We start from the raw sequence: 24,385 nt of genomic DNA, 5'->3' as shown, positions 1-24,385 counted from the left end.
TAATAAGCTATTTTGTATGAGTTGTGATGTTGTTATTTGAGCAATTAAAGTAACTATCAAAATGAACGTTTATATTCAACTATCATTGAAATATGTTGTGGATTTATTTTCATTTATGGGTTTGTGTACTTAAATATGTATCAAAAAGATATAAGTGGAAATTTGGTATAAAATATGCGACATATTGTTTCTTTTATTTAAATATAATATATATATTTGTAGCCAAAATAAAACAATATTAGAAGTGTATAACACCTAAACAGAACAAGTGATATTAGTGTTTAATTTATAACTTAAGAGAGCAGATGGTCATACATTTAATTCACACAGCAGTAACACGAAAAATCTATTTGGATATTTGGCGCAATATTAAGAATTTGCCAAGTTAGTCTATTCCTATTCTATATTTATAGATAATAATAGCCTGTCCCAAGTCGGTGCAGAAAATGCATAAACCGATTTTGGGAAAGGAGTGTATTATTCTACGCAAAGACTGCGTATTCCTTATTGTAGATAAATCTATAAAAATAAATCAATTTCATTAATTTAAAATCAAAGTATCAAAGATGAGAAAATCAATTCTCTTGTTTGTACTCTTTACTCTGACAAGTATCCCCCTGTTGCTTTTTGCACAGGGTGGATATCAGGTAACGGGACACATTATTTCGGCGGAAGACAATCAGCCGATGATTGGTGTGTCTGTTTTGGAGAAGGGTACGACGAACGGAGTAATTACCGACATGAATGGTAATTACAGTATCACAGTGACGAAATCTCCCGCCACTTTGCAGTTTTCTTATGTCGGTATGAAAACGGTAGATAAGCAGGTGACTGCTTCTACTCGTATAAACTTGACAATGGAAAATGACGCGCAGATGGTGGACGAAGTAGTGGTAGTAGCGTACGGTGTACGTAAAAAAGGTACAATAGCCGGTTCTGTATCCACTGTGAGGGCGGAAAAAATGGAAAATGTACCTGCTGCCAGTTTTGACCAGGCATTGCAGGGACAGGCACCGGGATTAATGGTTATGTCCGGTTCTGGTGAACCGAGTGTAGCTGCTTCATTTCAGATTCGAGGTATCAATTCTTTGAGTTCGGGGACTTCTCCCTTGTTTATCCTTGACGGGGTGCCTGTATCTAGTGGTGATTTCAACACTTTGAACCCAAGTGATATCGAATCGATATCCGTATTAAAAGATGCCTCTTCTACCTCTATCTACGGAGCGCGTGCGGCAAACGGTGTGGTGGTGATAACTACAAAGCGCGGTTTGGCCCTAGACAAAGCTAAAGTAACATTTCGTACTCAATTGGGCATCTCTCAGTTGGCTCAGGATAAATGGAACCAGATGAATACTGAAGAACGTATTCTGTTTGAGAAAGAAGTGGGATTGGATAAAGGAAAAGACTATGATCTTCTTCGTAAAACCGATATTAATTGGCTTGATGTGGTATTTAATGACAAAGCTATGCTGCAAAATTATGAAGTATCGGTGAACCGTGCTACTGACCGTTTAAATTATTATGTGTCGGGTAACTTTTTTGACCAGGATGGAATTGCACAAGGGTCAGGATTCAGACGTTATAATATGCGTGCAAATGCAGACGTAAAAGCTAGTAATTGGCTTAAAGTTGGTACTACTTCCACTGTGTCTTATGAAGATATTGAACAGGCGCAGACTGGAGAATATACTTCAGTAACTCCAATTTCTGCTTCACACTTTATGATGCCTTACTGGAATCCTTATAATGAAGATGGATCGATAGCTTCAACTAAAGATGACAGTTGGACGGGAACCAATCAAAATCCGCTCGATTGGATGCGGAATAATCCTGTTAGTTATAAAAAATATAAAGTATTGTCCACTTTATATGCCGAAGTAAATCCCATTAAAGGCTTGACCATAAAGTCACAGTTTGCTGCAGATTATGCGCATATGACAGCGTTTAGACAATCCTTTCCGAGTTTTTCCACAAATAATGGTTCGGGGAATGCCGGGCGTAGTTCTAATGACAGATTGAGTCTGACAATTACTAATACTGCTAATTACATGTTTACATTGAGGGAAAAACATTCTTTTAATTTTTTATTAGGACAGGAAGGAGTAGATGCCCAGTCAGAAGGATTCTCCATTTCTATGAGAGGACAGAACAATGATCTTCTTACTAATATTTCGAATGGTACGCTAGCTGCCTCTTGGTCGGATACGGCGGCAGGAACCCTTTATTCCTATTCATACCTCTCTTTCTTCGGAAGAGGCGAGTATAATTATGATGGTCGCTATTATGTAGACTTTTCATTGCGTACTGATGCTTCTTCCCGTTTTGGTAAGGACAATCGATGGGGTGCTTTCTGGTCTGTCGGATTGATGTGGAACCTTAAGAAAGAAAAGTTTCTAAATGAGTGTAAATGGTTGACAACCACTCGTCTAGCTCTCAGTACGGGTACTTCCGGTAACTCGGATATCGGCTATTATGCATGGCAGTCTTTGGTGAAAGGCGGAATGGACTATATGGGTGAAACTGGTATTTACCCTGCTCAAAGCGGTAATCCCGATTTGAGTTGGGAGAAAACATGGACCACTAACTTGGCTTTGCATTTGGGCTTTTGGAACCGGATAAACTTGGACGTTGAGTTATATAATAAGAAGACTACGGATATGTTGATGGATGTTCCGCAGTCTTATGCAGTGAATGGTTCGGGAAGCCGTTGGGACAATATCGGAGCAATGGTCAACCGGGGTGTGGAAGTCATGGTGAACGGTGATGTTATCCGTACAAAAGATTTCTCATGGAATCTGAGCGCAAATTTCTCATATAATAAGAATAAAATTACCGAGCTCTATAATGGAGTAGATGAATACGAAATTGCAAGTACCAATCTTAAGTATGTGGTAGGTCGGTCATCTACTGAATTTTATATTAATCGCTATGCTGGAGTCAATCCTGCTAATGGCGATGCGTTGTGGTATACAAAAGATGGTGAGATAACAACAGAATTCAGAGATTCTGATAAAGTGATGACTGGCAAGAGCTTTGTGGCTCCATGGCAAGGTGGATTTGGTACGACATTAACGTGGAAAGGTATTTCACTGGCTGCACAATTTAGTTGGGTGGCTGATCGTTGGGTGTTTAACAATGACCGTTATCTGGATGAAGGAAACGGGCTGTTTGAAACATATAATCAGTCCCGTCGATTGCTTTATGACCGTTGGAAGAAGCCGGGTGACGTGACGGATATACCTCGTTATGGAGTTACTCCGCAAATGGATTCTCGCTTTTTGGAAGATGCCTCTTTTTTGAGATTAAAAAATTTGATGCTTAGTTACAACTTCCCTCAAGCATTGCTTAAAAAGACTAATTTTTTGACGCATTTGAGAGTGTTTGTGCAAGGACAAAATCTGCTCACATTCACCAAATTCTCAGGGCTTGATCCTGAAGGTGTGAGCAATATGTATCAGGCACAGTATCCTTCAACTCGCCAGTTTACTTTTGGTCTGGAAGTTTCATTCTAAACATATAACTATAAAACAATGAAGAATAAGATAAAGATTTATTTGTTGTTGATAGCTGTGGGCATTGGCTCCGTATCATGTTTGGACAAGTATCCCGACGATGCTATCCAAGCCGGCCAGGCTATCAAAACAGTGGACGATGCTAATCAGGCAATTATTGGCATCTATGCGGCATTTAAGGATGCTTCGCTCTATAGCGGACGTCTGACGTTGTTGCCCGATTTGCAGACCGATCTTGTGTATGCCGTTACCGGATATTCGAATCAATACGGTGATTTGTGGCGTTGGAATATATTAGCTACCAATGAAGATATCGAGGCTGTATATGGAGCTTTGTATGCTATTATTAATCGTTGTAACTTCTTGTTAGATTATATTCCGGGAGTACAGCAAAGCACGACGGACGATGACGCACTCGATAAACTGGAAATGATTCACGGTGAAGCCCTTTTTGCTCGGGCGTTGTGTTATTCCGAACTAATTAAGCTATTCTGTAATTCATATGAAAGTGATGGGGAAGCAGAAAATGAACTGGGAGTAGTGCTTACTTCTCATTATGATTCGGTAGACAATACCCGTCGTGCTTCGTTGAAAGATTCTTATCAATTTGTACTGGATGATCTTGAATTGGCTGCTGAATACTTGAAAATAGATGAAAACAGTGTGTCAAAGGACGACCTTTACAGCACTACGTATATTAATGAATATACGGTTTATGCTCTCCGTGCTCGGATTGCTTTATATATGAAGCATTATACTGAGGCAATCAAGTATTCCACCAAAGTCATTGACAGTGGTTATTATGTGCTTTCAAGTGCATCTATACAATATGGAAGTACCGGCCAGAGTTTCTATCAGTATATGTGGACGAATGATGCTTCGACTGAAATAATTTGGAAGGTGGGTTTTACACCTACTTCTTATGGCGGGGCTTTAGGTACAATATTTTTTAATTATGATTATTCAACAGTACGTCCTGACTATGTACCTGCAAAATGGGCCTTAGAATTATACGATCCGTACGATCTTCGTTTCTCAATTTTTTTCCAAACATATCTAACAGGATATCCACATGCATTGCAATGGTCATTACTTCAGAAATATTGGGGAAATACCACTCTCATGGAAAGCTATAACATTCGTCACGTCTCTATGCCGAAACCATTTCGATTGTCAGAGCAATACCTTATCCGTGCGGAAGCATACTGCTTTAAAAATTCACCCGACTACGGAAGTGCAGGCAAAGATCTCGGAACTTTATGTGCTGCGCGTTATTCTTCGTATAGCGGTGGCGTGAGTGTATCTGAGAAGAATGCTTTGGAGGTAATCGAACAAGAACGTGTGAAGGAACTTTATATGGAAGGTTTCCGTCTTCAGGACCTAAAACGTTGGCACAAAGGATTTGAAAGAAAGCCGCAGAGCGAGTCACTGGACAATGGTAGCAGTTTGAAAGTGGAGAAAGACGATCCGCGCTTTGTATGGCCTATTCCTCAAAATGAGTTGGATGCACCGGGATCAGACATTCAACCGAATGAAAGCAATAAATAATAGTTTTTAAAATCAATAAACATGAAAAAGATTTTTATTGGATTATCAGCCATATTCGCCTTCGCGTTCGGATTCACCGGTTGCGACACCGATTATGTTACATATAGCGGTCCCGATTATATCATGTTCTCCGATACATTGACCGTACTTCCGGTTCAAAACAATGAGGAGTATTTCGATATACCAGTGGCGGCTACCGAAGCTTGTAGCTACGATCGAACGTTAGGAGTGGAGATTTTGGATAAAAAGACGAATGCGGTGGAAGGGCGGCATTTTTCTCTCGAATCAAACACGGTGACCATCAAGGCGGGTGAGCGCACTGCGAATGTTCGCATACGTGGTATTTATGATAATATAGAGGTTACCGATTCGTTGGGAATGGTTCTCCAACTGGTCAGTAAGGAAGAATCTAAGTGGGAACTCTATGGAACCGAAACGAAGGTGATTTTGGAGAAAGTATGTCCGTTTGATATTCATTTGTTTGAAGGTTATGCTTTAATAGTAACTTCTACTTATTTTGGTTCGTATATGAAGGATGTAAGCCAGCGGTTAATTCGTACAAAAGTTGATCCCAATGCAGAAAACACTATCATTATGAAAGACTACTTCTATAAAGGATATGACCTCAAAGTGAAGTTTACTACCAACGACCTGCTTAATCCGTTGATTGAAATGGAAGATCAACCGTTTGCTTCTACTATGGAAGCTTTTGATACAATTTATGGTGATTGGGAAGTGTGGGCATATCAATCAGGGTATTACCTCTCTTATTATAGTAGTTGTGAAAGATTTATTTTCCAGTATATGACATTACATGTACCAGGTATGCCTGCTGGAAAAGATGAAGTCGGTACTTACATAAATGTAGTGAAATGGGTCAGTGATGACGAAGCGCAAATTCTTATCGAAGAAGGCGTCAATAATTCATTAAAATAATAATAAAAAATAGAAATATGAGAAAGTTTAAACAAAGAAACTTGGTTGCGCATATACGGAAGTTCAGTTTGGAAAGCTGTTTCACGGCTCTGTTCATGGCGTTATGCATTAGTGCTTGTTCGGACGACGACGATGCAGCAAAAGTGGTTTTTCCCGAAAAACAAACTGTCAATTGTGTATATGGTGATACAAAAGAATTGAATTTTGAAGCGAATGCCAACTGGCAGTTGACTTCTTCGGCTACATGGTGCCGGTTTATGAATGATGGTCATGAAGATTATTCTTTGTCGGGAACTGCTGGAAAGCAGACTGTGACATTAAAGATTACCGATGAAGTTGTGGCGTTCGATGCACCTACCGTTGCTCATTTGACTATGATGATAGGAGCGGATAAGGCGATTATTGCTGATGTGGTGCGTGATAATAAAACGCGTGAATTGAAGATTTACGATATGGAAGGCAATGAAATCCAAGAAATAGAAGTCGGATATGATGATTATAAACCTTTTCAAGTAAAGGCTAACTTCCGTTTTGCTGCAACTAACAGACCGGAATGGTTGGAGGTAGCCGGCAATGCTATTGTAGGTACTGTAAATGAAATGACAAAAGGTGAGGTCAAAGTGATTGATAATCCTCTGTATGCAAAGTATGTACAAAATGGTACATTGACTTTTGCCGACGAAGATGGGGTTATGTCTTATTCATTCCCTTTGGTATATAAAGGTATGGATCCGAAAAAAATTAAGATACTTAACTCTAATCCTTGGAATTGGGAAGTGTCATTGGATGGCAAGACATTCATACAAACAAGCAGTGCAGGAGCCAGTGCTTCTACTACAACTTCTACTTATAATAAATTTATACCCTATACCGTGCAGGCTTTGAATGATGAAGTAGTTCCGGTGTACATTCAGAAAGTGGTTGAATATGGAATGGTGCAGATGAAAATTGGAGAAGAAGATGGAGTGGACTGGATAAAACTTGAAGATGATAAAAAAGGTAATTTGCGATTGAAAGTCAATGATTCTTCTGAAGAAAGAGAAGGATACGTGTTACTATTACCTCAAGCGTTATATGATGAAATTAAAGATGAATTATGGGAAAATTTGATAGAAATGGATATGGAAACATACGAACAGGATATCAAATATACTTATCAACAAAATAATCTTTTGATTAATTTTGTGCAGAAAGAGAAAAAGCAAGAGGTGGCACAGGCGTTTAAAGTGACTTACTTTGATTCAAGTTGGAATACACAAGAAGCTATTTGTACGAAGGTTACTGATACCGATATAATAAATTTATATCCAGATGTAAGTGATATTTATACTATGGAGTGGCCTTCTGCTCAAGGCGGGGTTACCATTGATCCATTAGAGGGTGATTTCGAATTAGAATGGAATTTTAAAGTAATGCGTAATGGTGAAGATATAACTTCGGAAAAAATTTGTGAAGGTAGTGATACATCATTGAATGCTTTTATTGAGGGTACTTTGACAGAAGAATTCCATATTCTGATTGAGAAAGATGGTGAAATAAAAAAAGTACTTATTGTTACTCCAAATTATAATTAATCATTGAATAAATGAATAAGAAACTATATTCCATATTATTCTTTGTTCCCCTCATTGTTTCTTTATTGGCAATGACGGTGGTGACAGGATGCTCTGATGATGACGAGCCGCTACAATCCACTTATGGATATGTGCAGTTTAAGTTATTAAAGAGTGCATCCATGGACAAAGGTACGACAACTCGTGCAGTGACCGATAAGCTAGATAAGCTAAGCGATGCACAGAAAGTGAAAGTTGTCATGCAATACAATGGTTCAACTATTACTCAGACTTTGTTACTGGATTCATACAATGCAGAAAATGCAGAATTCGGATTGCGTAGTGATAAGTTGAAGTTGCTCACAGGAACCTATACTATCATTGGTTATTATTTGTATGATAAGTTGGATAATGTATTATATGCCGGACCTGCCGGAAAGGATAATGTATTTACGATTATTGCTGACGGTTTGCATACTCAAAAGTTGAGTGTAGATGCAGTGTCACGAGGTATGGTCACATTTAAATTGGTGAAGGACTTTGTGAAAACTCGCGCGGCTGAGGATGAAGCATATCCATTGAGCAATATTTTATCAATTGATATCACAGTGAAGAACCTTTTCACTCAAGAGCTGACTACGATAGAAAAGATTCGGGTAAAATATGTAGAAGACTTTACCGATGAGCCTGCCGACGGATATGGCGACAGAAACCAGGAAACGTCTTATGCAGAGTGCGACACAGTGGCATGGCTGAAAGCAGGTACGTACCAAATAAGCAGTTACAAAACCTATTCGGATGAAAAGGCTAATAATTCATTGGAGGTGGCAACTGTACAGACTTCCAAGTCGTTTGTCGTGAAAGATAATGAAGTGACAAAGGACGCGGAAGTACCTATCCGTCTTGACGAAACAGCCGAATATATTAAAGATTATATAGCACTGAAAGCTATTTGGGAAAAGATGGGCGGTCCGTCATGGAAGTATTATGGGGAATCCGCACCGATGGGAGTTAATTGGAATTTCAATAAGGATATTGACATGTGGGGTAACCAGCCCGGTGTGCAGTTGTTGGAGAATGGTCGCGTAGCTCTAATATCGCTTGCCGGATTTGGCGCTGAGGGCGTTGTGCCCGATGAAATTGGACAATTCACTGAATTGAGAATTTTATCATTAGGAACACATGATGAAAAGCTCGGTGGACACTTGTTCGACAACTATTCCGTCAACATGAGCGACGAACAACGTAAGGCTATGCGAATGGATTATGATACGAAATTTCTTTCTAGGGATGCTCGGGAAGATTTGTCTACTATTCTACGCAAAGGAATTAACGATAATCCGAAAATGAGTCCCATCAAGAGCAGTCGTATTTCTACGAAAGATGTGCAGTTTGGTGCTTTGACGAATAAAATTACTGGCGTATCTAAAGCTATCATGAGGCTGACGAAATTGGAACAATTCTTTATATCTAATTCACCTGTCAGAAGTGATGGACTCTTTGTGAATGTGAAACCTGATTCGCCTTACTATGAGGAACAGGAGGAATGGAATTGGAAGAATATGGCAACTTTGACGGATATAGAAATCTACAATTGTCCTCACTTGGAAAAACTGCCTGTAGATATGTTGAAGCAGTTGCCTGAATTGGTCTCACTCAATATTGCTCATAATCCGAGTATAGATGGAGACCAATTGAAAAGTGATTGGGAAGCGCTGCTTGGAGAAGATTCACAGTGTGCAGATAAGATTCAGCTTCTTTATATGGGATATAATAAGCTTAAAGAATTTCCTGAATATGGTCTTCTGAAGAAAATGAAAAAATTAACACTTTTGGATTGTACTAACAATGAAATTGAAATATTACATCCTTTTGGCAAGGAAGTCAAACTCATGAAAGTGTATCTGGATAATAATAAAATAAAAGAAATCCCGGGTGTTGAGGATGGCAATGGATTGAAATATTTCTTCGGCTGGAATGATGTGGAAACTTTAAGTTGCACAAACAATCAGTTGACGGAAGTGCCGAATATTTTCAATGCTAAGTCCGATTACGTGATGGGGACAGTAGACTTCTCTAACAATCTGATAGATAAATTTGAGGATGGTGAGAATCATCGGGGTATCAATGCTTCTACTGTAAATTTGCACCATAACAAATTTACGATATTCCCTAAACTTTTGTTTGAGAAAGAATCACCGATGCAAACACTGAACCTTTCCGCCAACGGTATGACAACCATTCCTAAAGGGGCACTGAAGGGAAAGACGTCTTTGGAGTATCTCACTAGCCTTGACCTGACTTATAATAAGTTAAGTTCGCTGACAGATGATTTTTATGTGATTAATATGCCGATATTGTACGGATTGGATTTAAGCTATAATAGATTCTCCAAATTCCCTTCTCAACCGCTGTCTATCAATTATCTGGTAGTGTTCGGCATTAGCCACCAACGGGATGATAACGGTAATAGAACACTGCGTGAATGGCCTACGGGACTTTATAAAAATCCGAGTCTTAAGGTCTTTTATATCGGTTCAAATGATTTACGTAAAATTGATGATACCATTTCGTCGACTATCGTGTTGTTTGAAATCAAGGATAATCCGAATATTTCGATTGACATGAGCGGGATATGTCCGTATATTAGAGCTGGACAATATACGTTGATTTATGATAAGTCGCAGGACATCCGCGGTTGTGATGCGCTTGATTTGGATAAATAAACAAAATAGAATAAAAATCAATGAAATATTTAGTAAAGATAGCATTAGGATTATTCGTTTACATGGCTGCTGTGGCATCGTGTAAAGATGATGACGATAGTGGTATTACCGGATTCTCGATAGATAAGGAAGATATCACGATGGGTGCTGACGGTGGCAAGGATATAGTAACCGTCTCATCGGGAGGCGAATGGGCTGTCAGTGCGTCGGAACCTTGGGTGAACATTTCTCCTGCTAATGGTTTCGGTGCTACTGAGTGTACGGTTTCTATCGATTCGACCTTAATTAACGGAATGCGTAAAGCAGAAATACGTTTTATACCTCAGGGGCAGGCGCCATGTGTGATGACGGTGCATCAAACTGGTTATGGCAAGATGATTTATATAGAAAAGCCTGATGTGGAAATCAAAGCATCAGATACTTATGACAATCGCCATTTTGATGTGATCGTAACCACAAATGTTGCGTTCAAAATGAATACGGAATATGATGTTATTCCAGAAAAAGAGTGGCTCACTTTGCCTGAAGATCCCACTGTTGATTTAGATCGTGGCTCTCGTCCGCGTACAACTAAAATCCGTGTTGAATGGACGATGAATCCGGATTTTGACATTCGTACAGCTAAAATTCATTTCACACCTAAAAGCACCGAAGATAAACTGGAACAGCCTGCTGTGTTGACGATCTCTCAGAAAGCTTCACCGAGGATTGAGGACAATCGCTCGGGCGACTCATTGACGTTGCTCACTATCAGAGAACGCTTGGAAATAGGTAACAACTGGAATCCGGGTGAGAACATGAGATATTGGGACAATGTAGTATTGTGGGAAGAAGGTGATGAAGGACTTCCGAAGGGCGAAAATGTAGTGGGACGTGTACGTTCTGTGTCTTTTAATATGATTAATACCAAAGAATCAGTTCCGCAAGAAGTGCACTACCTGACGTATGTGGAAAGCTTGACTTTCTTTGGCAACTCTAATACGGCAACTAAGAGCATTACGTTGGAAGATGATGTGTGCGGTTTAGAGTATTTGAAATCTTTGACTGTAAGTGCTTACGGATTGTCTGCAATTTCGGATAATCTTGTCCTATTAGGTGATCGGCTTGAGACGTTGGATTTAAGTAGTAACAACTTCAATTCGGTGCCTTCTATTATTACGAAGGAGAATTTCCCGAAACTGAAGTCACTCAACTTAATAGGTAATAGAAGATCGGTTATTTCTGATCTTAGAAATGCGAAAGATCCCGTCAAATACCCGGATGGTATCGGTTTGTTCTTTAATACCAAAGATGATAATACACTTCGTAGATTGTTTATGTGGGATAATTTGGAAGAGTTAAGGTTGTCCTACAACTTTATAGAAGGAACATTGCCTGATTTTGAAATAGGAGTGGACGGAGTGACCGGTTACTCACAGGCCGATGTAGAAGCATTTGGCGGTGATACTATACAGTATTTGGTAAATGAGGGCGCCCATATTCCTAAGATACTTCCGAAAATGAGAAAACTTAGTGTCAACTTGAATTTCTTTACCGGTAATCTGCCTGAGTGGGTGTTGTATCATCCTCATTTGATAGAATGGGATCCGGAGGTATTGATTTATAACCAGATGGAAAAAGGGTTAAATTCAGAAGGAAAAATGGTAAGGTTTGATAACGAGCCGACTAATTTCGACAAGTATTTTGAAGCCTTCCCTAAATTCAAGGAAAAATATGAACTCAAAGACTAGAATATGAAGAAAATATATATATATATAATGACAACGTTTGCACTGTTGGCAGGAGCTTGCAGTGACAACGACTTAAACGATGATGCTCCGGTAGTTCCCGTCACTCCGGATATAGTGATACCGGAAGGGGCTGCCGAAGGGGAATTATTGGTTAAGTTTGTCCCCGAAATGACTGAGATTCTCGACCATACGATGAAAATACGTGCGGTGGGAGCCTCTACCCGGTCGGGTATTCCGTCAACGGACGAGGTGCTTTCTATTTTAGGAGCGTATGACTTCGAACGCGTTTTTCCTGTCAATTCGCGCACCGAAGAAAAGAGCCGTGAAGCCGGATTGCATCTTTGGTATTTGGTGCGTTTTGATAAGGGCACAGATTTGAAAGAAGCTATGGGAAAACTGTCTAAATTGGGCGAAATTTCGAAACTTCAAATAAATCCTACCATTCAGCGGGCATATAATCCTAAAAAGAAACCAGTTCCGGTATCGGAAGCTGCTCTGAATAAGATGAAAACGCGTGCGGCAGATAACGGTTTTAAGTTCAATGATGAGCTATTACCGCATCAGTGGGGATATATAAACCGAGGAGATTATAGCTTTGTAACTGAGAAAGCTCCTGCTATTGTGGGGTCCGACGTTAATTGTGAAGAAGCGTGGGAACTGTGTACGGGTGATCCGGAAATCATTGTTGCCGTGCTTGACGAAGGTGTTATGTGGAAGCATCCTGATTTGGAGGCTAATATGTGGGTGAACGAAAGCGAGGTATTGGGTTCGGACGATGATGCGGACAAGAATGGTTATAAGGGTGACCGTTATGGTTACAACTTCGTAAAAAATAGCGGGATCATCAGTTGGCAAGCAGCCGAAGATACTGGTCACGGCACTCATGTGGCGGGAACGATAGCTGCCGTGAATCATAATGGTATAGGAGTCAGCGGCATTGCCGGAGGAAATGGAACCAAACCGGGAGTGAGGATTATGTCCTGTCAGGTTTTCGATGGTAATTCCCAGGTAAAGATGGTGAATGAGGCGAGAGCTATTAAGTATGCAGCCGATAACGGTGCCGTAATCCTTCAATGCAGTTGGGGATATAACTCCGCTTATTCCAATCCGTTGCAAGGATATGTACCCGGGCCTGCCACTGACGAAGAGTGGTCAAAGACTTATCCATTGGAAAAAGAGGCACTGGATTACTTTATCCATAATGCAGGTTCTCCTAACGGGGTGATTGAGGGCGGATTGGCCATCTTTGCTTCAGGCAATGAATACTCATATATGTCTTCCTATCCGGCAGCTTATGAGGGATGCCTTTCGGTAGCTTCTATTGCAGCTGACTATACGCCGTCATCATTCAGCAATTATGGGATGGAAGTGGATTTCTGTGCTCCTGGTGGTGATAGCGAATATCATTGTGTTCCGGGTGAAGATACTGATGGTAATAATGTGAACATTGATCAGGGAATGATCCTCTCTACTTTAGTGGTGGAAGGCAAAGCAGCCTACGGTTACAATGAGGGTACGTCTATGGCTTGCCCGCATGTGTCGGGAGTGGCTGCACTCGGTTTGTCGTATGCTTTGCAACAACGTCGCCACTTCAAGGTGCAGGAGTTTATAAACTTGATGAAACAAACGGCGAGAGAGGTGGATTCCTATTATAAAGGTTATAAGACCTATTATTATTTGCATAATTCTCCGGGCTGGTCGGCAACAAGAATGGACCTTTCTTCTTATAGGGGCAAAATGGGTAAACTGGTTGATGCTGGTGCATTATTGCATGCTATTGCCGGAAGCGGGTCGGATATGAAAATGCCCAATCTGTATGTCGGAATCGATAAAATCGTAAAAATAGACTTGGCACGTTATTTCCTGAATGGAGAAAATCTAATATACGAATGCGAGATTAGCGATACGTCGAAGGCAACTGTTACCCTTGAAGGTACTATACTGAAAGTGAAAGGAGTTGTTGCGGGTATGACAAGCGCTACGATGAGAACAAGCGACGGAAAGGAACAATCCTTCACCATTACTGTCCGCAAAAATGCGAATGATAGTGGTTGGATGTAATAGTTTGATAGATGAAGAATAGGCAATGGAGATATTATTTGCTTTATTGGCTGATGGTCTTTTTCCCTGCCCACTACCTTGGGGCGCAGGGAATAGCCTATCAGTCTGTAGAAGTTGATTCGTTGATTAATCCTCCTTTACTGAAAGAGGGAGGAGAGATGTTCAGTTTCGATTCTCTCCGTATACATATTGGCAGTATATACGATACCGATGCGCCCCGAACCTACACATTTCCGTTTCGCAATGTCAGTGGCAAGAATGTACGGATCACGAAGATAACCACTTCGTGTGGATGTACAGCAGCAGCGTTCAGTTTGGGAACACTTGCTCCGGGAATGGAAAGTATGGTTACATTGGTGTATAATCCTAAAAATCGCATCGGAACTGTAGAAACATATGCGTTTGTGTATACGGATATTTCAGAAAAACATCCGGTAGCGCGTCTGATGTTGATAGGTGAGGTTGTCTGTTCCGATGAATGGAGATATCTTCCTTCTACAATGGGAACCTTGCGTATGAAACGCAAACAAATTGTCTTTTCGGAAATGACCTCTAATGTTTGCCCTTCTGAACGCATTTTATGTGCTAACATCGGGAAGAAACCTTTGAAGCTTTCTGCGCAGATGCTTCCTCCATACGCTGTTTTTCAAACAGAACCGGAAGTTATACCGCCAGGGCAGGAGGCAGACATCGTGATAACCGTAGATGGTAGTAAATTGCCTGACAACTTAGGTAATGGGCTGCAGTTCAATTTTATTGTTGAAGGGGTCGACGCACCATTGACAGATCGCTTGGTCAGAGTAACTATCAAACGTTTACAATAATATTTTTGATTAACATTTAAAAAAACTATAATATGAGAATTCTTTTCAGAATAATACCATTATGCATGCTTTTGTTTAGCTTTATGGCTTGTGATGACGATGAAGAAGTAAAAGTGGAAACGCTGGAAGTAACTCCCGCCAATCTGAATGGTACTTGGCGGTTAGTAGAGTGGAATGGAGAGCCTATGGCTGATGGTACTTATTGTTATATAACTTTTGTCCGTAGAGATAAAACTTTTGAGATGTACCAGAAATTCGATAGTATGTATGCTCGTTTTCTTAGCGGGATATTCGAGATAGAGAAAGATACTTATTTGGGATATATTATTAGCGGTAAATATAATAACAGCTTGGGCGGTCGTTGGAACAATTCGTATATCGTAACAGAACTTTTGCCAGCAGGAACTATGATTTGGACGGTGAAAGATGATGCAGGAGATGTGTCTAAATATGTTCGTTGTGACGGAGTTCCTTCTAAAATTGTAGAAGAAGCTAGAGATGATATAGATAATTAAAATTTAACTTATTGAAAGAAAAAGAGGATTCACTTCATTTATTGAAAATGTTGTGAATCCTCTTTTTTTACGCTTTGAAGAACCTTCTTTGCTGAATGCAGCATTTAATTGTGCATTCATATCAAACATTTTTAATTCTTTTTCGCTCATAATATCCTTTTTGTTGATTCATCTAAAATATTGAAAAAATCTTTATAGTAGTTTTCGTATGCTATTATGTTTCTGTGTATGTAGCGAAGATGATAGAAGTTTACTAGTTGAGCATTATGAATAAATAATTTATCTCTTCACCTAATTATAATTAGCCATGTCATAAAAAAAGTCATGAATTATTTGGAAATAAAATAAAGCCTTCTTATCTTTGCATTGGATTTATAATTGTAATGAATACAACTTTGAAAAGAAAGGAAGATAATGAAACCATACGATCGATTATTAGAGCATAATATCAAGCCTTCCATGCAACGCATCGCTATCATGGAATATTTGATGGAGCATCCGATTCATCCGTCGGCTGATGATATTTACACAGCATTGTCTCCTTCAATGCCGACACTTTCAAAGACAACGGTTTATAATACTTTGAAATTGTTTTCCGAACAGGGTGCGGCATTAATGCTTACGATTGACGAAAAGAATACAAATTTTGATGCGGATACTTCTGTACATTCCCATTTCCTTTGCAAACGTTGCGGACATATTTATGATTTGAAATGTCCGGAAGCGATTAAACAAGTGGAAAATCTGGAAATGGATGGTCATCAGGTATCGGAAGTTCATTATTATTATAAAGGTATTTGCAAGAATTGCTTAAGTAAAGATAAAGAAACACGTATTGACTAATTAATTTAAAATTGAGAAGAAAATGAAGAAATTTAGATGTACTGTATGCGGTTACGTTCATGAAGGTGACGCAGCTCCTGAGAAATGTCCATTGTGTAAAGCTCCTGCCAGCAAGTTCGTAGAAGTTGTTGAAGTAGAAGGTGACGCATTGTCTTTTGCTGACGAACACGTTATCGGCGTTGCAAAAGGTTGTGACGAAGAAATGATTAAGGACCTGAACAATCACTTCATGGGAGAATGTACTGAAGTTGGTATGTATTTGGCTATGAGCCGTCAGGCAGACCGCGAAGGTTATCCTGAAGTAGCTGAAGCTTTCAAACGTTACGCTTGGGAAGAAGCTGAACATGCTGCTAAGTTTGCAGAACTGTTGGGTGACTGCGTATGGGATACTAAAACTAACCTGCAGAAACGTAAAGACGCTGAACAAGGTGCATGTGAAGACAAAAAACGCATTGCAACTCGTGCTAAAGCTCTGAACCTGGATGCTATCCATGACACTGTACACGAAATGTGCAAAGACGAAGCTCGTCACGGTAAAGGTTTTGAAGGATTATACAACCGTTATTTCGGTGATAAGAAATAATTAAGCCTAATAAACTCTTAAAAGGTCTGTATTCCACAACGAATACAGACCTTTTTTATTTATATTTGTCTATCAATTTTTAAATACCACAGTTATGAGAAAAGTACAACTATTATTAGTTTGTTTAATGCTTTCAGCGGCTGCCTTTGCTGCTGATAAGGTGATTAAATTGCCGAAGCCTAATTTAAACCGCACTGGTGCGGTGATGAAGGCATTGTCTGAACGACATTCAACTCGCGAATATGCTTCGAAAGCATTGAGCCTGGCTGATCTGTCTGATTTGTTGTGGGCTGCTAATGGAATAAACCGTAAGGAATCCGGAATGAGAACTGCTCCGTCAGCGTTGAATAAACAGGATGTGGATGTATATGTAGTGTTGCCTGAAGGAAGTTATCTGTATGATGCTAAAAATCATCAGTTGACACTGATAGTTGCGGGAGATTATCGTGGTGCAGTAGCTGGTGGTCAGGCGTTTGTGAAAACAGCTCCGGTATCATTGGTTTTAATCAGCGATCTTTCGCGGTTTGGCGATGCCAAAAGTCCACGCAGTCAGTTGATGGGGGCTATGGATGCCGGTATTGTTTCCCAAAATATTTCAATCTTTTGTTCTGCTGCTAACTTGGCAACAGTACCACGTGCTTCGATGGACAATGAGCAGCTAAAGAAAGTTTTGAAATTGAAAGATAGTCAGATGCCAATGATGAATCATCCTGTAGGATACTTCAAATAAGGATTCGCAGGAAGACTTATAAGCCGTATAAAGAAGATTTATAAGCCTATAAAAAAGAGTGACGCTATCTCTATCGGATACCGTCACTCTTTGCTTGTTATAGCGTCACTATCCTGACCGGATACCGTCACTATATTTTCTTCATTATTTCAAGAGAAATTCATCAATCGCTTTCTTGTAAGTTGCTTTATCAGCAGCTCCACGGAAAAGCTGTGGATCCCCTTTCATCGGAATGAACACAAACAATGGAATACTTGTAGCATTAAACAAAGCTGCCAGTTCTTTTTGTTTATCCACGTTAACTTTGTAGATGACAATTTTCCCTGCATATTCCTTTGCCAGTTCTTTCATGATAGGAGCTGTCTGACGGCAAGGTCCGCACCAGTCTGCATATAAATCGATGATGGCGGGCTTGTCGCCTTTGTATTTCCACTCCTTTGATTTCTCATAATCGAAGACGTCTTTCAGAAACATATCTTTGTCCATTACGACGACTTCACCGTTACCTGTTACCTCTTTTTTACCTTGATTGGATTCCCCGCTGTCATTGAAAGCGTATACAATCACGCTTACCATGACAAGGGCTACCATTACTAATACTTTCTTCATTTGTTATCTTTACCTTTTTAACTATAATGCTTTTCAATAACCCCTTGCAGCTCGCTGCTATGGATTACGCCGGAATGTCTCCAGACAGCCTCTCCATTTTTAAATAATATAAAGGTCGGGACAGCTTGTATGCGATATTTAGTAGCCAGGTCTTCATGCTGGTCAACATCTATCTTTGCAATACGTGCTTTATCTCCTACAATTAATTTTAGTTCTTCTAAAACTGGTTTCATAGCTTTACAGGGTCCGCACCATTCTGCAAAGAAATCAACTAAAACCGGTACCGGTGACTGTATTAAATCTTCAAACTTTTCCATAATCTTTCCTTTCTTAGAGTTAAATGACAGTCATTGAAGACTGCAAATATAAATCCTATTTTATTATAATAACGAAAAAAGGTCGTTTTTGTTCATAGAATAGTCATTGTAGAGTCATCATCTTGTAATGTGAAAGAGGGAACTTTGCGTATCGAAAAATAATAGAACTATGAAATTCTTATTTATTGTTCAAGGTGAGGGGAGAGGGCACTTTACACAGGCGATCACCCTCGAAGAAATGTTATTGCGTAATGGACACGAAGTAGTGGAAGTCTTGGTGGGAAAAAGCTCGACACGTACCTTGCCGGGATTTTTCAATCGGAGCATTCACGCACCAGTGAAGCGCTTCATTAGTCCAAACTTTCTGCCTACAGCAGATAATAAGCGGGCAAATCTGACGAAAAGCTTTGCATACAATTTATTGAAACTACCGGAATATATCCGTAGTATGTATTATATAAATCAGCGGATCAGGGAGACAGGGGCGGAAGTCGTCATCAACTTCTACGAACTTTTAACCGGACTTACCTATGCACTCTTCCGCCCCTCTGTTCCGTATATTTGCGTTGGACATCAGTATTTGTTTTTGCATCATGATTTCGAGTTTCCGGATAAGAGTTCGTGTCAGTTATGGATGTTGCGTTTCTTTACCCGGATGACTGCTCTGAAATCCTCGAAGAAGCTGGCTTTATCTTTCCGGGAAATGGAGCAGGATGATAATAATCAGATAGTAACTGTCCCTCCTTTGATTCGTCAGGAAGTGACAGCTATCCGGCCGGAAGAGGGGAATTATATTCACGGATATATGGTCAATTCCGGGTTTGCCGATAGCGTGGAGCATTTTCATGCAAGGCATCCGGAAGTCCCACTAACATTTTTCTGGGATAAATCGGATACCGAGGAGGTGATACGGGTGGACGAAACATTGAGTTTCCATCAAATAGATGATGTGAAGTTTCTTAATGCTATGGCAGGTTGCAGAGCTTATGCCAGTACGGCTGGTTTCGAGTCTATTTGTGAAGCAATGTATCTTGGAAAACCAGTGTTGATGGTCCCGGCACATATTGAACAGGACTGTAATGCGTATGATGCAATGAAAGCGGGAGCAGGAATAATCAGTGATTCCTTTGACTTGCAACCGTTGCTCCGTTTTGTCGGGAAATATGCCCCGAACCGTCACTTTATTTATTGGGTTCGCAGTTGTGAACGTCGGATCATCCTGGAACTGGAGAAACTGGCAGCCTCACAATCAGAAATAACTTCAATACCAACATTCAATAATTATTTACCAATATGAAACTGAACAGAACAGATTATGTGCTTGAAAGCGCATCGGATGGTGGCTATTATGCCTGGTTGACTGTAAATATGCACTGTAACGCTTATGGAGAATCTCCGGAAGAAGCAATTCAGAATTTACAGAATATAATGAATGAAATGATTGATGAGATGTATATGGTGGAAGAGTTTATATAAATTGAAAATAGAGAATTAAAAATTGAGAAATATAATGCCAGATGGCATAACTTTTATTTCTCAATTTTTAATTCTCAACTCTCAACTTACTCAATGCTAAGTTCGTCGATGATATGAGAGGCTCCTGCGTATTTATCGATGATAAACAAGGTATAGCGGATGTCAACACAAGCGGCTCGCTGCGATGAAGGACGGAAAGCAATGTCTCCTGTTAAGCCTTCAAAGTTGCGGTCGAAAGCAGTTCCAACCAACTGACCTTTGCTGTTAAATACCGGACTACCGGAATTTCCTCCTGTATTGTCGGTGTTTACAATAAAGCAGACGGGCATTTCACCGTTTTTACCATAGCGTCCATAATCCTGGGATTTATACAGCTCTTTCAATTTTTGAGGCACTACAAATTCCCAGTTACCCTGATCTTCTTTCTCCATTACACCTTTGAGGGTGGTATGAGCATCATACACAACACCGTCAGCGGGTTCATAAGAAAGTACCTGGCCGTAGGTCAAACGTAAAGTTGAATTGGCGTCCGGATAAATAGGTGTACCTTTTTCCTGTCTCATATCCATCATGCCTTTCACCCATACTTTATGAGCAGCGTCATAGTTCTGATTGGCTTCTTTCATGGCAATGGCTGTTTTCAAGATCCCGTCGGTAATAGAATATTTGAATAATACCATCCAGTCATATCCTATTTTATACAAACTTGGTTTCTTGATAAACTTTTCAAAGTTTTTAGGATTGCCAAAAATAGAATGTTCAAAGCATGCATCGACGAAGGCATCGATACTTCCCTTGAAGCGGGAATTGATGATTTCGAAGATGTTGATTCGTTGTTCCTCCGGAATATAGTTGGCATAAGTTTTCAGCATCTCTTTGGCAACCATCCGTTCTACTTCGGGGAAGGGGACAGAAGCAAAATACTTATCAGCTTCTTGCTTTAATTTTAGCTTCGCCTCTTTTATTTGCTCCTTATCTTTTGATTTTAGAGCGGCAACCAATTCCATCGTGGAAGGGATGCGCATAAAATCAAGGGCGGTGACCAATGCTTCATTGATAGCCTGCTGATGATAGATCGCGTCACGGCGATGAGTCACAATAGAACGAATCTCATCAAAAGCTTTCTGATATGAATCATCTCCTTTTTCACGGCCACGGGCTAATAATTCCTCTTGTTGCGCACGTTTGGTATCCAGTACGTTGAGACGTACCAGTCCTTCATTCATACCGATGGCATTCTTCCAGTAGTTGGCTGATGAAGCATATTTGCTCGCATAATGAATACGTACGGCAGGATCTTTCAGCATTTGCTCCATGAGTACTTTCTGACGGGCTCCACGTACATGTTGGCGCATAAAGTTGGTCGTTTGCATTCGCTCTTCCACTTCGTCGGAAATCATATATCGCCAGTTACGTCCCGGAAATCCCATCACAAAGGTGAAATCTCCTTCCTGAACTCCGGCAATGCTGATTTTCAGGTGTTTCTTTACCTGCAAAGGAACGTTGTCTTTTGAATATTTTGCCGGTTTTCCGTTCTTGTCCGCATAAATACGGAAAAGGGAAAAGTCGCCTGTGTGACGAGGCCACATCCAGTTGTCGGTATCTGCGCTGAATTTGCCGATGGAAGAAGGAGGAGCGCCCACCATACGAATATCACTGTACACCGTTTTGATGAACATATAATATTTGTTTCCTCCGTAAAAAGCCTTGAGCTCCAGTTTTGTTGCAGGAGTTATTTCTATGTTCTCTGCTTTGGCGAAACGTTCTGCCACGGTGCCCAGATAACTTGGTGACAGGTAGTTGACACCTTCCGGGTCCGGATCTTTTTTCAGTTGCTCGTTGACGTAATCGGTCACATCCAGAATCCGGTCGATAAATGTGACGGTCAATCCCGGAGTAGGAAGTTCCGCGTCACGGTTCATAGCCCAGAAACCATCTGTCAGGTAGTCATGTTCTACATTACTGTGTTGCTGGATAGCTCCATAACCACAGTGGTGATTCGTCAGTACCAGTCCTTCGGAAGAGATAATTTCTCCCGTGCATCCTCCTCCAAAGTGTACCACAGCATCTTTTAGGGAAAGACCGTTCGCGTCGTATACTTCTTCGATCGGAATTTCAAGACCGAGTTCGCGCATGGCAACTGCGTTCTGGGTTTTCAGATCGGTTAGCATCCACATGCCTTCGTCGGCGTGGATGCTAAGAGTTGCCAGTGAAAATAGGACAAATAGGATTTGTTTTCTCATTTATTCTACGATTGTCATTTCATTAATCAAGTGTCCGCAGTTGCCTAACTTCTCCAGAATGAACAGGACATAACGGATATCCAGGTTAATGCAACGTTGCAGGTTGTTGTCGAAGTTGATGTCACCGCTCAATGATTCCCAGTTACCATCAAAAGCACAACCGATCAGTTCTCCGTTTTCATTCAATACCGGGCTGCCGGAGTTACCGCCGGTGATGTCATTAGTAGACAGGAAGCAGACAGGCATATCACCGTTCGGTAAAGCATAACGGCCATAATCTTTTTTCTCAATCAGCTCTTTCAGTTTGGCAGGTACAACAAATTCACGGTCTTCCGGATTTTCTTTCTCAAGAATTCCTTTAGTGGTGGTGTAATAGTTGTAGTGTACGCCGTCTTTCGGATCGTATGGTTTCACGTTACCATAAGTCAGACGAATGGTAAAGTTTGCGTCCGGGTAAGAAGGTACAGGCAATTTCATTTCGCCCAGACCACGAATATAAGTTTTGTGCAGCAAAGCCAGTTCCTGATCCATGTCCTTGAGCTGGGAAACCAGTTTATCCATCAAGTCATATTTAGATTGGCAGTATTGCAATGCAAGATCGTTGTCGATTGCTTTCACTGACGGCTTCTTCGTAAACTTCTCGAAGTTTGCGCGGTTGGCAAAAATAGAGTTGTCGTACATATCATCAACAAACTTGTTGTAATCGCCCTTATATTTCTGCTCAATCACTTTGTAGATAGACGGACGCTGGTTAGCCGGAACCATTTCCGCATATAACGGGAACAATGCTTTAGCAACTTTGCGGTCTACTTCATGGTCATAATCTTTGTTATGGATACTTTCGTAAGTGCTTTCCAGCGCTTTCATACGTGCTTCGATCACAGAGTCGTTCTTTTCAAGCAATGCTTCACGTGTTTTAGATAACATGACATTACCAAATTCGATAGCTCCGAAGAAAGTCTCTCTCAAACAAGTATATTGATAATTGAGAGGGGTTGTTTTAGCTACCAGGTCATCGATGTTCTTCACGACTGCCGCATATTCGGCATTGTTTTGTGCCTTTGCAAATTCTGCGAATTTAGCTTCCTGTGCAGCTTTCGTTCCCAACACATCATTATCGATGATGGCTTTATTCATACCGATGGAGTTTTTCCAATAATTGCTGGAACCCGCATACTTGTTAGCATACTGAATACGGATTTTGTCACTGGCATTCATCACTTCCTTCAGGACAGCTAAACGTGCGCTACGAATACGGATACGCGGGTCGTTTTCCGATTCCATACGTTCTTTCACCTCTGATACAGTCAGGTAACGGCTCGTGCTTCCGGGGAATCCCATAATCATTGCGTAATCTCCCTCTTTCAACCCTTTGATAGAGATAGACAAATGTTTCTTTGTTTTCAGGGGAACATTGTTTTCACTGTATTCTGCCGGTTCACCGTTCGCGTCAGCATAGATACGGAACATGGAGAAGTCGCCGGTATGGCGCGGCCACATCCAGTTGTCTGTCTCGCCACCGAACTTACCGATAGAAGAGGGGGGAGCAGCTACCATACGTACATCCGGATATATTTTCTTATAGAAAAGATAGAATTTATTTCCGGCATAGAACGGAAGAGCCTGCGGAACAATTCCTTTTTTGTCTGCCAGGTCACTTTTGAAATAAAGGTCATGAGCCAGCTTTTGAAGGAATGTATTGCTGAATGATTCGGATTCGGTGATTTCCTTCGCTGCAATTTTGGCATTGACAATGTCTGTAACATCTTCGATACGTTCGATAAATGTAAATTTCAGTCCCGGAGTAGGAAGCTCCTTGTCTCTGGAAGTAGCCCAGAAACCATCTGTCAGATAATCGTGCTCAACACTACTATGTTGCTGGATGGAAGCGTAGCCACAGTGGTGATTGGTTAGAATCAAACCTTCGGGCGAGATAATTTCTCCCGTACATCCACCTCCGAATATACCTACGGCATCTTTGAGAGAAACGCCGTTTGGATTATATAAGTCTTGGGCTTCCAGTTTTAATCCCTGTTTTTTCATCATGTCTATGGAGTGTTGCTGTTGCATCAATTGCAATAGCCACATACCCTCATCCGCTCTAACGGAAAATACAAAAAGCGCAGCCAGCGCTACCAGATAAAATCTTAGTTTGTTCATTATTTAATGATAAAATTTG

General features: G+C 40.6%; 19 protein-coding genes. 14 read left to right on the top strand and 5 right to left on the bottom strand.

The features are described from left to right. Nucleotides 1-566: 566 nt before the first annotated feature. Genes BSAG_RS01955 through BSAG_RS01995 form a run of 9 tightly spaced genes read left to right on the top strand, consistent with a single transcriptional unit; the run spans nucleotide 567 to nucleotide 15,405 of the window. The gene (locus tag BSAG_RS01955; protein WP_004310819.1) at nucleotides 567-3,512 is read left to right on the top strand and encodes a SusC/RagA family TonB-linked outer membrane protein; all 2,946 of its coding nucleotides are present in this window, start codon (nucleotides 567-569) and stop codon (nucleotides 3,510-3,512) included. Nucleotides 3,513-3,530: 18 nt separating this feature from the next. Next, nucleotides 3,531-5,060: a RagB/SusD family nutrient uptake outer membrane protein gene (locus BSAG_RS01960; protein ID WP_004310820.1), complete on the top strand. Its 1,530-nt coding sequence runs from the start codon at nucleotides 3,531-3,533 to the stop codon at nucleotides 5,058-5,060. Nucleotides 5,061-5,081: 21 nt separating this feature from the next. Further along, a complete protein-coding gene (locus BSAG_RS01965; protein ID WP_004310821.1) occupies nucleotides 5,082-5,996 on the top strand; it encodes a DUF4984 domain-containing protein in 915 nt (304 codons plus the stop codon). A 17-nt stretch (nucleotides 5,997-6,013) separates the two neighbouring features. Then, complete coding sequence (locus BSAG_RS01970; RefSeq protein ID WP_004315960.1) at nucleotides 6,014-7,570, top strand: DUF5003 domain-containing protein; 1,557 nt, start codon at nucleotides 6,014-6,016, stop codon at nucleotides 7,568-7,570. An 11-nt stretch (nucleotides 7,571-7,581) separates the two neighbouring features. After that, on the top strand, nucleotides 7,582-10,275 hold the full coding sequence (locus BSAG_RS01975; RefSeq protein ID WP_004312041.1) for a DUF4458 domain-containing protein: 2,694 nt from the start codon (nucleotides 7,582-7,584) through the stop codon (nucleotides 10,273-10,275). 20 nt (nucleotides 10,276-10,295) lie between these two features. Then, nucleotides 10,296-12,005 carry a hypothetical protein gene (locus BSAG_RS01980; RefSeq protein WP_004312040.1) on the top strand — a complete coding sequence of 570 codons (1,710 nt, stop codon included), beginning with the start codon at nucleotides 10,296-10,298 and terminating at the stop codon, nucleotides 12,003-12,005. A gap of 3 nt (nucleotides 12,006-12,008) precedes the next feature. Continuing rightward, nucleotides 12,009-14,066 (top strand): S8 family serine peptidase, encoded by a 2,058-nt coding sequence (locus tag BSAG_RS01985; RefSeq protein WP_004312039.1) that lies wholly within the window; start codon nucleotides 12,009-12,011, stop codon nucleotides 14,064-14,066. An 11-nt stretch (nucleotides 14,067-14,077) separates the two neighbouring features. Further along, on the top strand, nucleotides 14,078-14,890 hold the full coding sequence (locus tag BSAG_RS01990) for a DUF1573 domain-containing protein (RefSeq protein ID WP_004315959.1): 813 nt from the start codon (nucleotides 14,078-14,080) through the stop codon (nucleotides 14,888-14,890). 32 nt (nucleotides 14,891-14,922) lie between these two features. Then, nucleotides 14,923-15,405, top strand: a complete 483-nt coding sequence (locus BSAG_RS01995) for a lipocalin family protein (protein WP_008770893.1) — start codon at nucleotides 14,923-14,925, stop codon at nucleotides 15,403-15,405. A gap of 3 nt (nucleotides 15,406-15,408) precedes the next feature. On the opposite strand, the gene BSAG_RS25375 is transcribed toward BSAG_RS01995, so the two are convergent. Further along, nucleotides 15,409-15,555, bottom strand: coding sequence for a hypothetical protein (locus BSAG_RS25375; protein WP_008018500.1), 147 nt, complete (start codon nucleotides 15,553-15,555; stop codon nucleotides 15,409-15,411). Nucleotides 15,556-15,819: 264 nt separating this feature from the next. Here BSAG_RS25375 and BSAG_RS02000 point away from each other — a divergent pair, with 264 nt between their 5' ends. The 3 genes from BSAG_RS02000 (at nucleotide 15,820) to BSAG_RS02010 (ending at nucleotide 17,561) form a co-directional block, all read left to right on the top strand. Continuing rightward, on the top strand, nucleotides 15,820-16,248 hold the full coding sequence (locus BSAG_RS02000; RefSeq protein ID WP_004315958.1) for a Fur family transcriptional regulator: 429 nt from the start codon (nucleotides 15,820-15,822) through the stop codon (nucleotides 16,246-16,248). Nucleotides 16,249-16,270: 22 nt separating this feature from the next. Beyond that, nucleotides 16,271-16,831: an NADH peroxidase gene (locus BSAG_RS02005; RefSeq protein ID WP_004315957.1), complete on the top strand. Its 561-nt coding sequence runs from the start codon at nucleotides 16,271-16,273 to the stop codon at nucleotides 16,829-16,831. A 94-nt stretch (nucleotides 16,832-16,925) separates the two neighbouring features. Next, on the top strand, nucleotides 16,926-17,561 hold the full coding sequence (locus tag BSAG_RS02010; protein WP_008018496.1) for a SagB/ThcOx family dehydrogenase: 636 nt from the start codon (nucleotides 16,926-16,928) through the stop codon (nucleotides 17,559-17,561). A gap of 144 nt (nucleotides 17,562-17,705) precedes the next feature. Here the strand turns inward: BSAG_RS02010 and BSAG_RS02015 are convergent, their stop codons facing one another. Both BSAG_RS02015 and trxA read right to left on the bottom strand, forming a co-directional pair. Then, nucleotides 17,706-18,170, bottom strand: a complete 465-nt coding sequence (locus BSAG_RS02015) for a thioredoxin family protein (RefSeq protein ID WP_004315955.1) — start codon at nucleotides 18,168-18,170, stop codon at nucleotides 17,706-17,708. A 17-nt stretch (nucleotides 18,171-18,187) separates the two neighbouring features. After that, nucleotides 18,188-18,487, bottom strand: coding sequence for a thioredoxin (gene trxA, locus BSAG_RS02020; protein WP_004315954.1), 300 nt, complete (start codon nucleotides 18,485-18,487; stop codon nucleotides 18,188-18,190). A gap of 169 nt (nucleotides 18,488-18,656) precedes the next feature. On the opposite strand from trxA, the gene BSAG_RS02025 reads away from it, so the two are divergent. Both BSAG_RS02025 and BSAG_RS02030 read left to right on the top strand, forming a co-directional pair. After that, nucleotides 18,657-19,784: a glycosyltransferase family protein gene (locus tag BSAG_RS02025; protein ID WP_004315953.1), complete on the top strand. Its 1,128-nt coding sequence runs from the start codon at nucleotides 18,657-18,659 to the stop codon at nucleotides 19,782-19,784. After that, on the top strand, nucleotides 19,781-19,963 hold the full coding sequence (locus BSAG_RS02030; protein ID WP_004315952.1) for a type II toxin-antitoxin system HicB family antitoxin: 183 nt from the start codon (nucleotides 19,781-19,783) through the stop codon (nucleotides 19,961-19,963). Before BSAG_RS02025 ends, BSAG_RS02030 begins: the two co-directional genes overlap by 4 nt. An 86-nt stretch (nucleotides 19,964-20,049) precedes the next feature. On the opposite strand, the gene BSAG_RS02035 is transcribed toward BSAG_RS02030, so the two are convergent. Together BSAG_RS02035 and BSAG_RS02040 are read right to left on the bottom strand one after the other, a co-directional pair. Beyond that, on the bottom strand, nucleotides 20,050-22,206 hold the full coding sequence (locus BSAG_RS02035; RefSeq protein WP_004315951.1) for a S46 family peptidase: 2,157 nt from the start codon (nucleotides 22,204-22,206) through the stop codon (nucleotides 20,050-20,052). Continuing rightward, nucleotides 22,207-24,366, bottom strand: a complete 2,160-nt coding sequence (locus BSAG_RS02040) for a S46 family peptidase (RefSeq protein ID WP_004315950.1) — start codon at nucleotides 24,364-24,366, stop codon at nucleotides 22,207-22,209. Nucleotides 24,367-24,385 lie beyond the last annotated feature (19 nt).

Origin of the sequence: Bacteroides sp. D1 (genome assembly GCF_000157095.2) — a bacterium.
Taxonomy (GTDB): domain Bacteria; phylum Bacteroidota; class Bacteroidia; order Bacteroidales; family Bacteroidaceae; genus Bacteroides; species Bacteroides xylanisolvens.
Note: the sequence above shows the minus strand (reverse complement) of the source record. Positions and strands in the feature narration are given on the sequence as shown.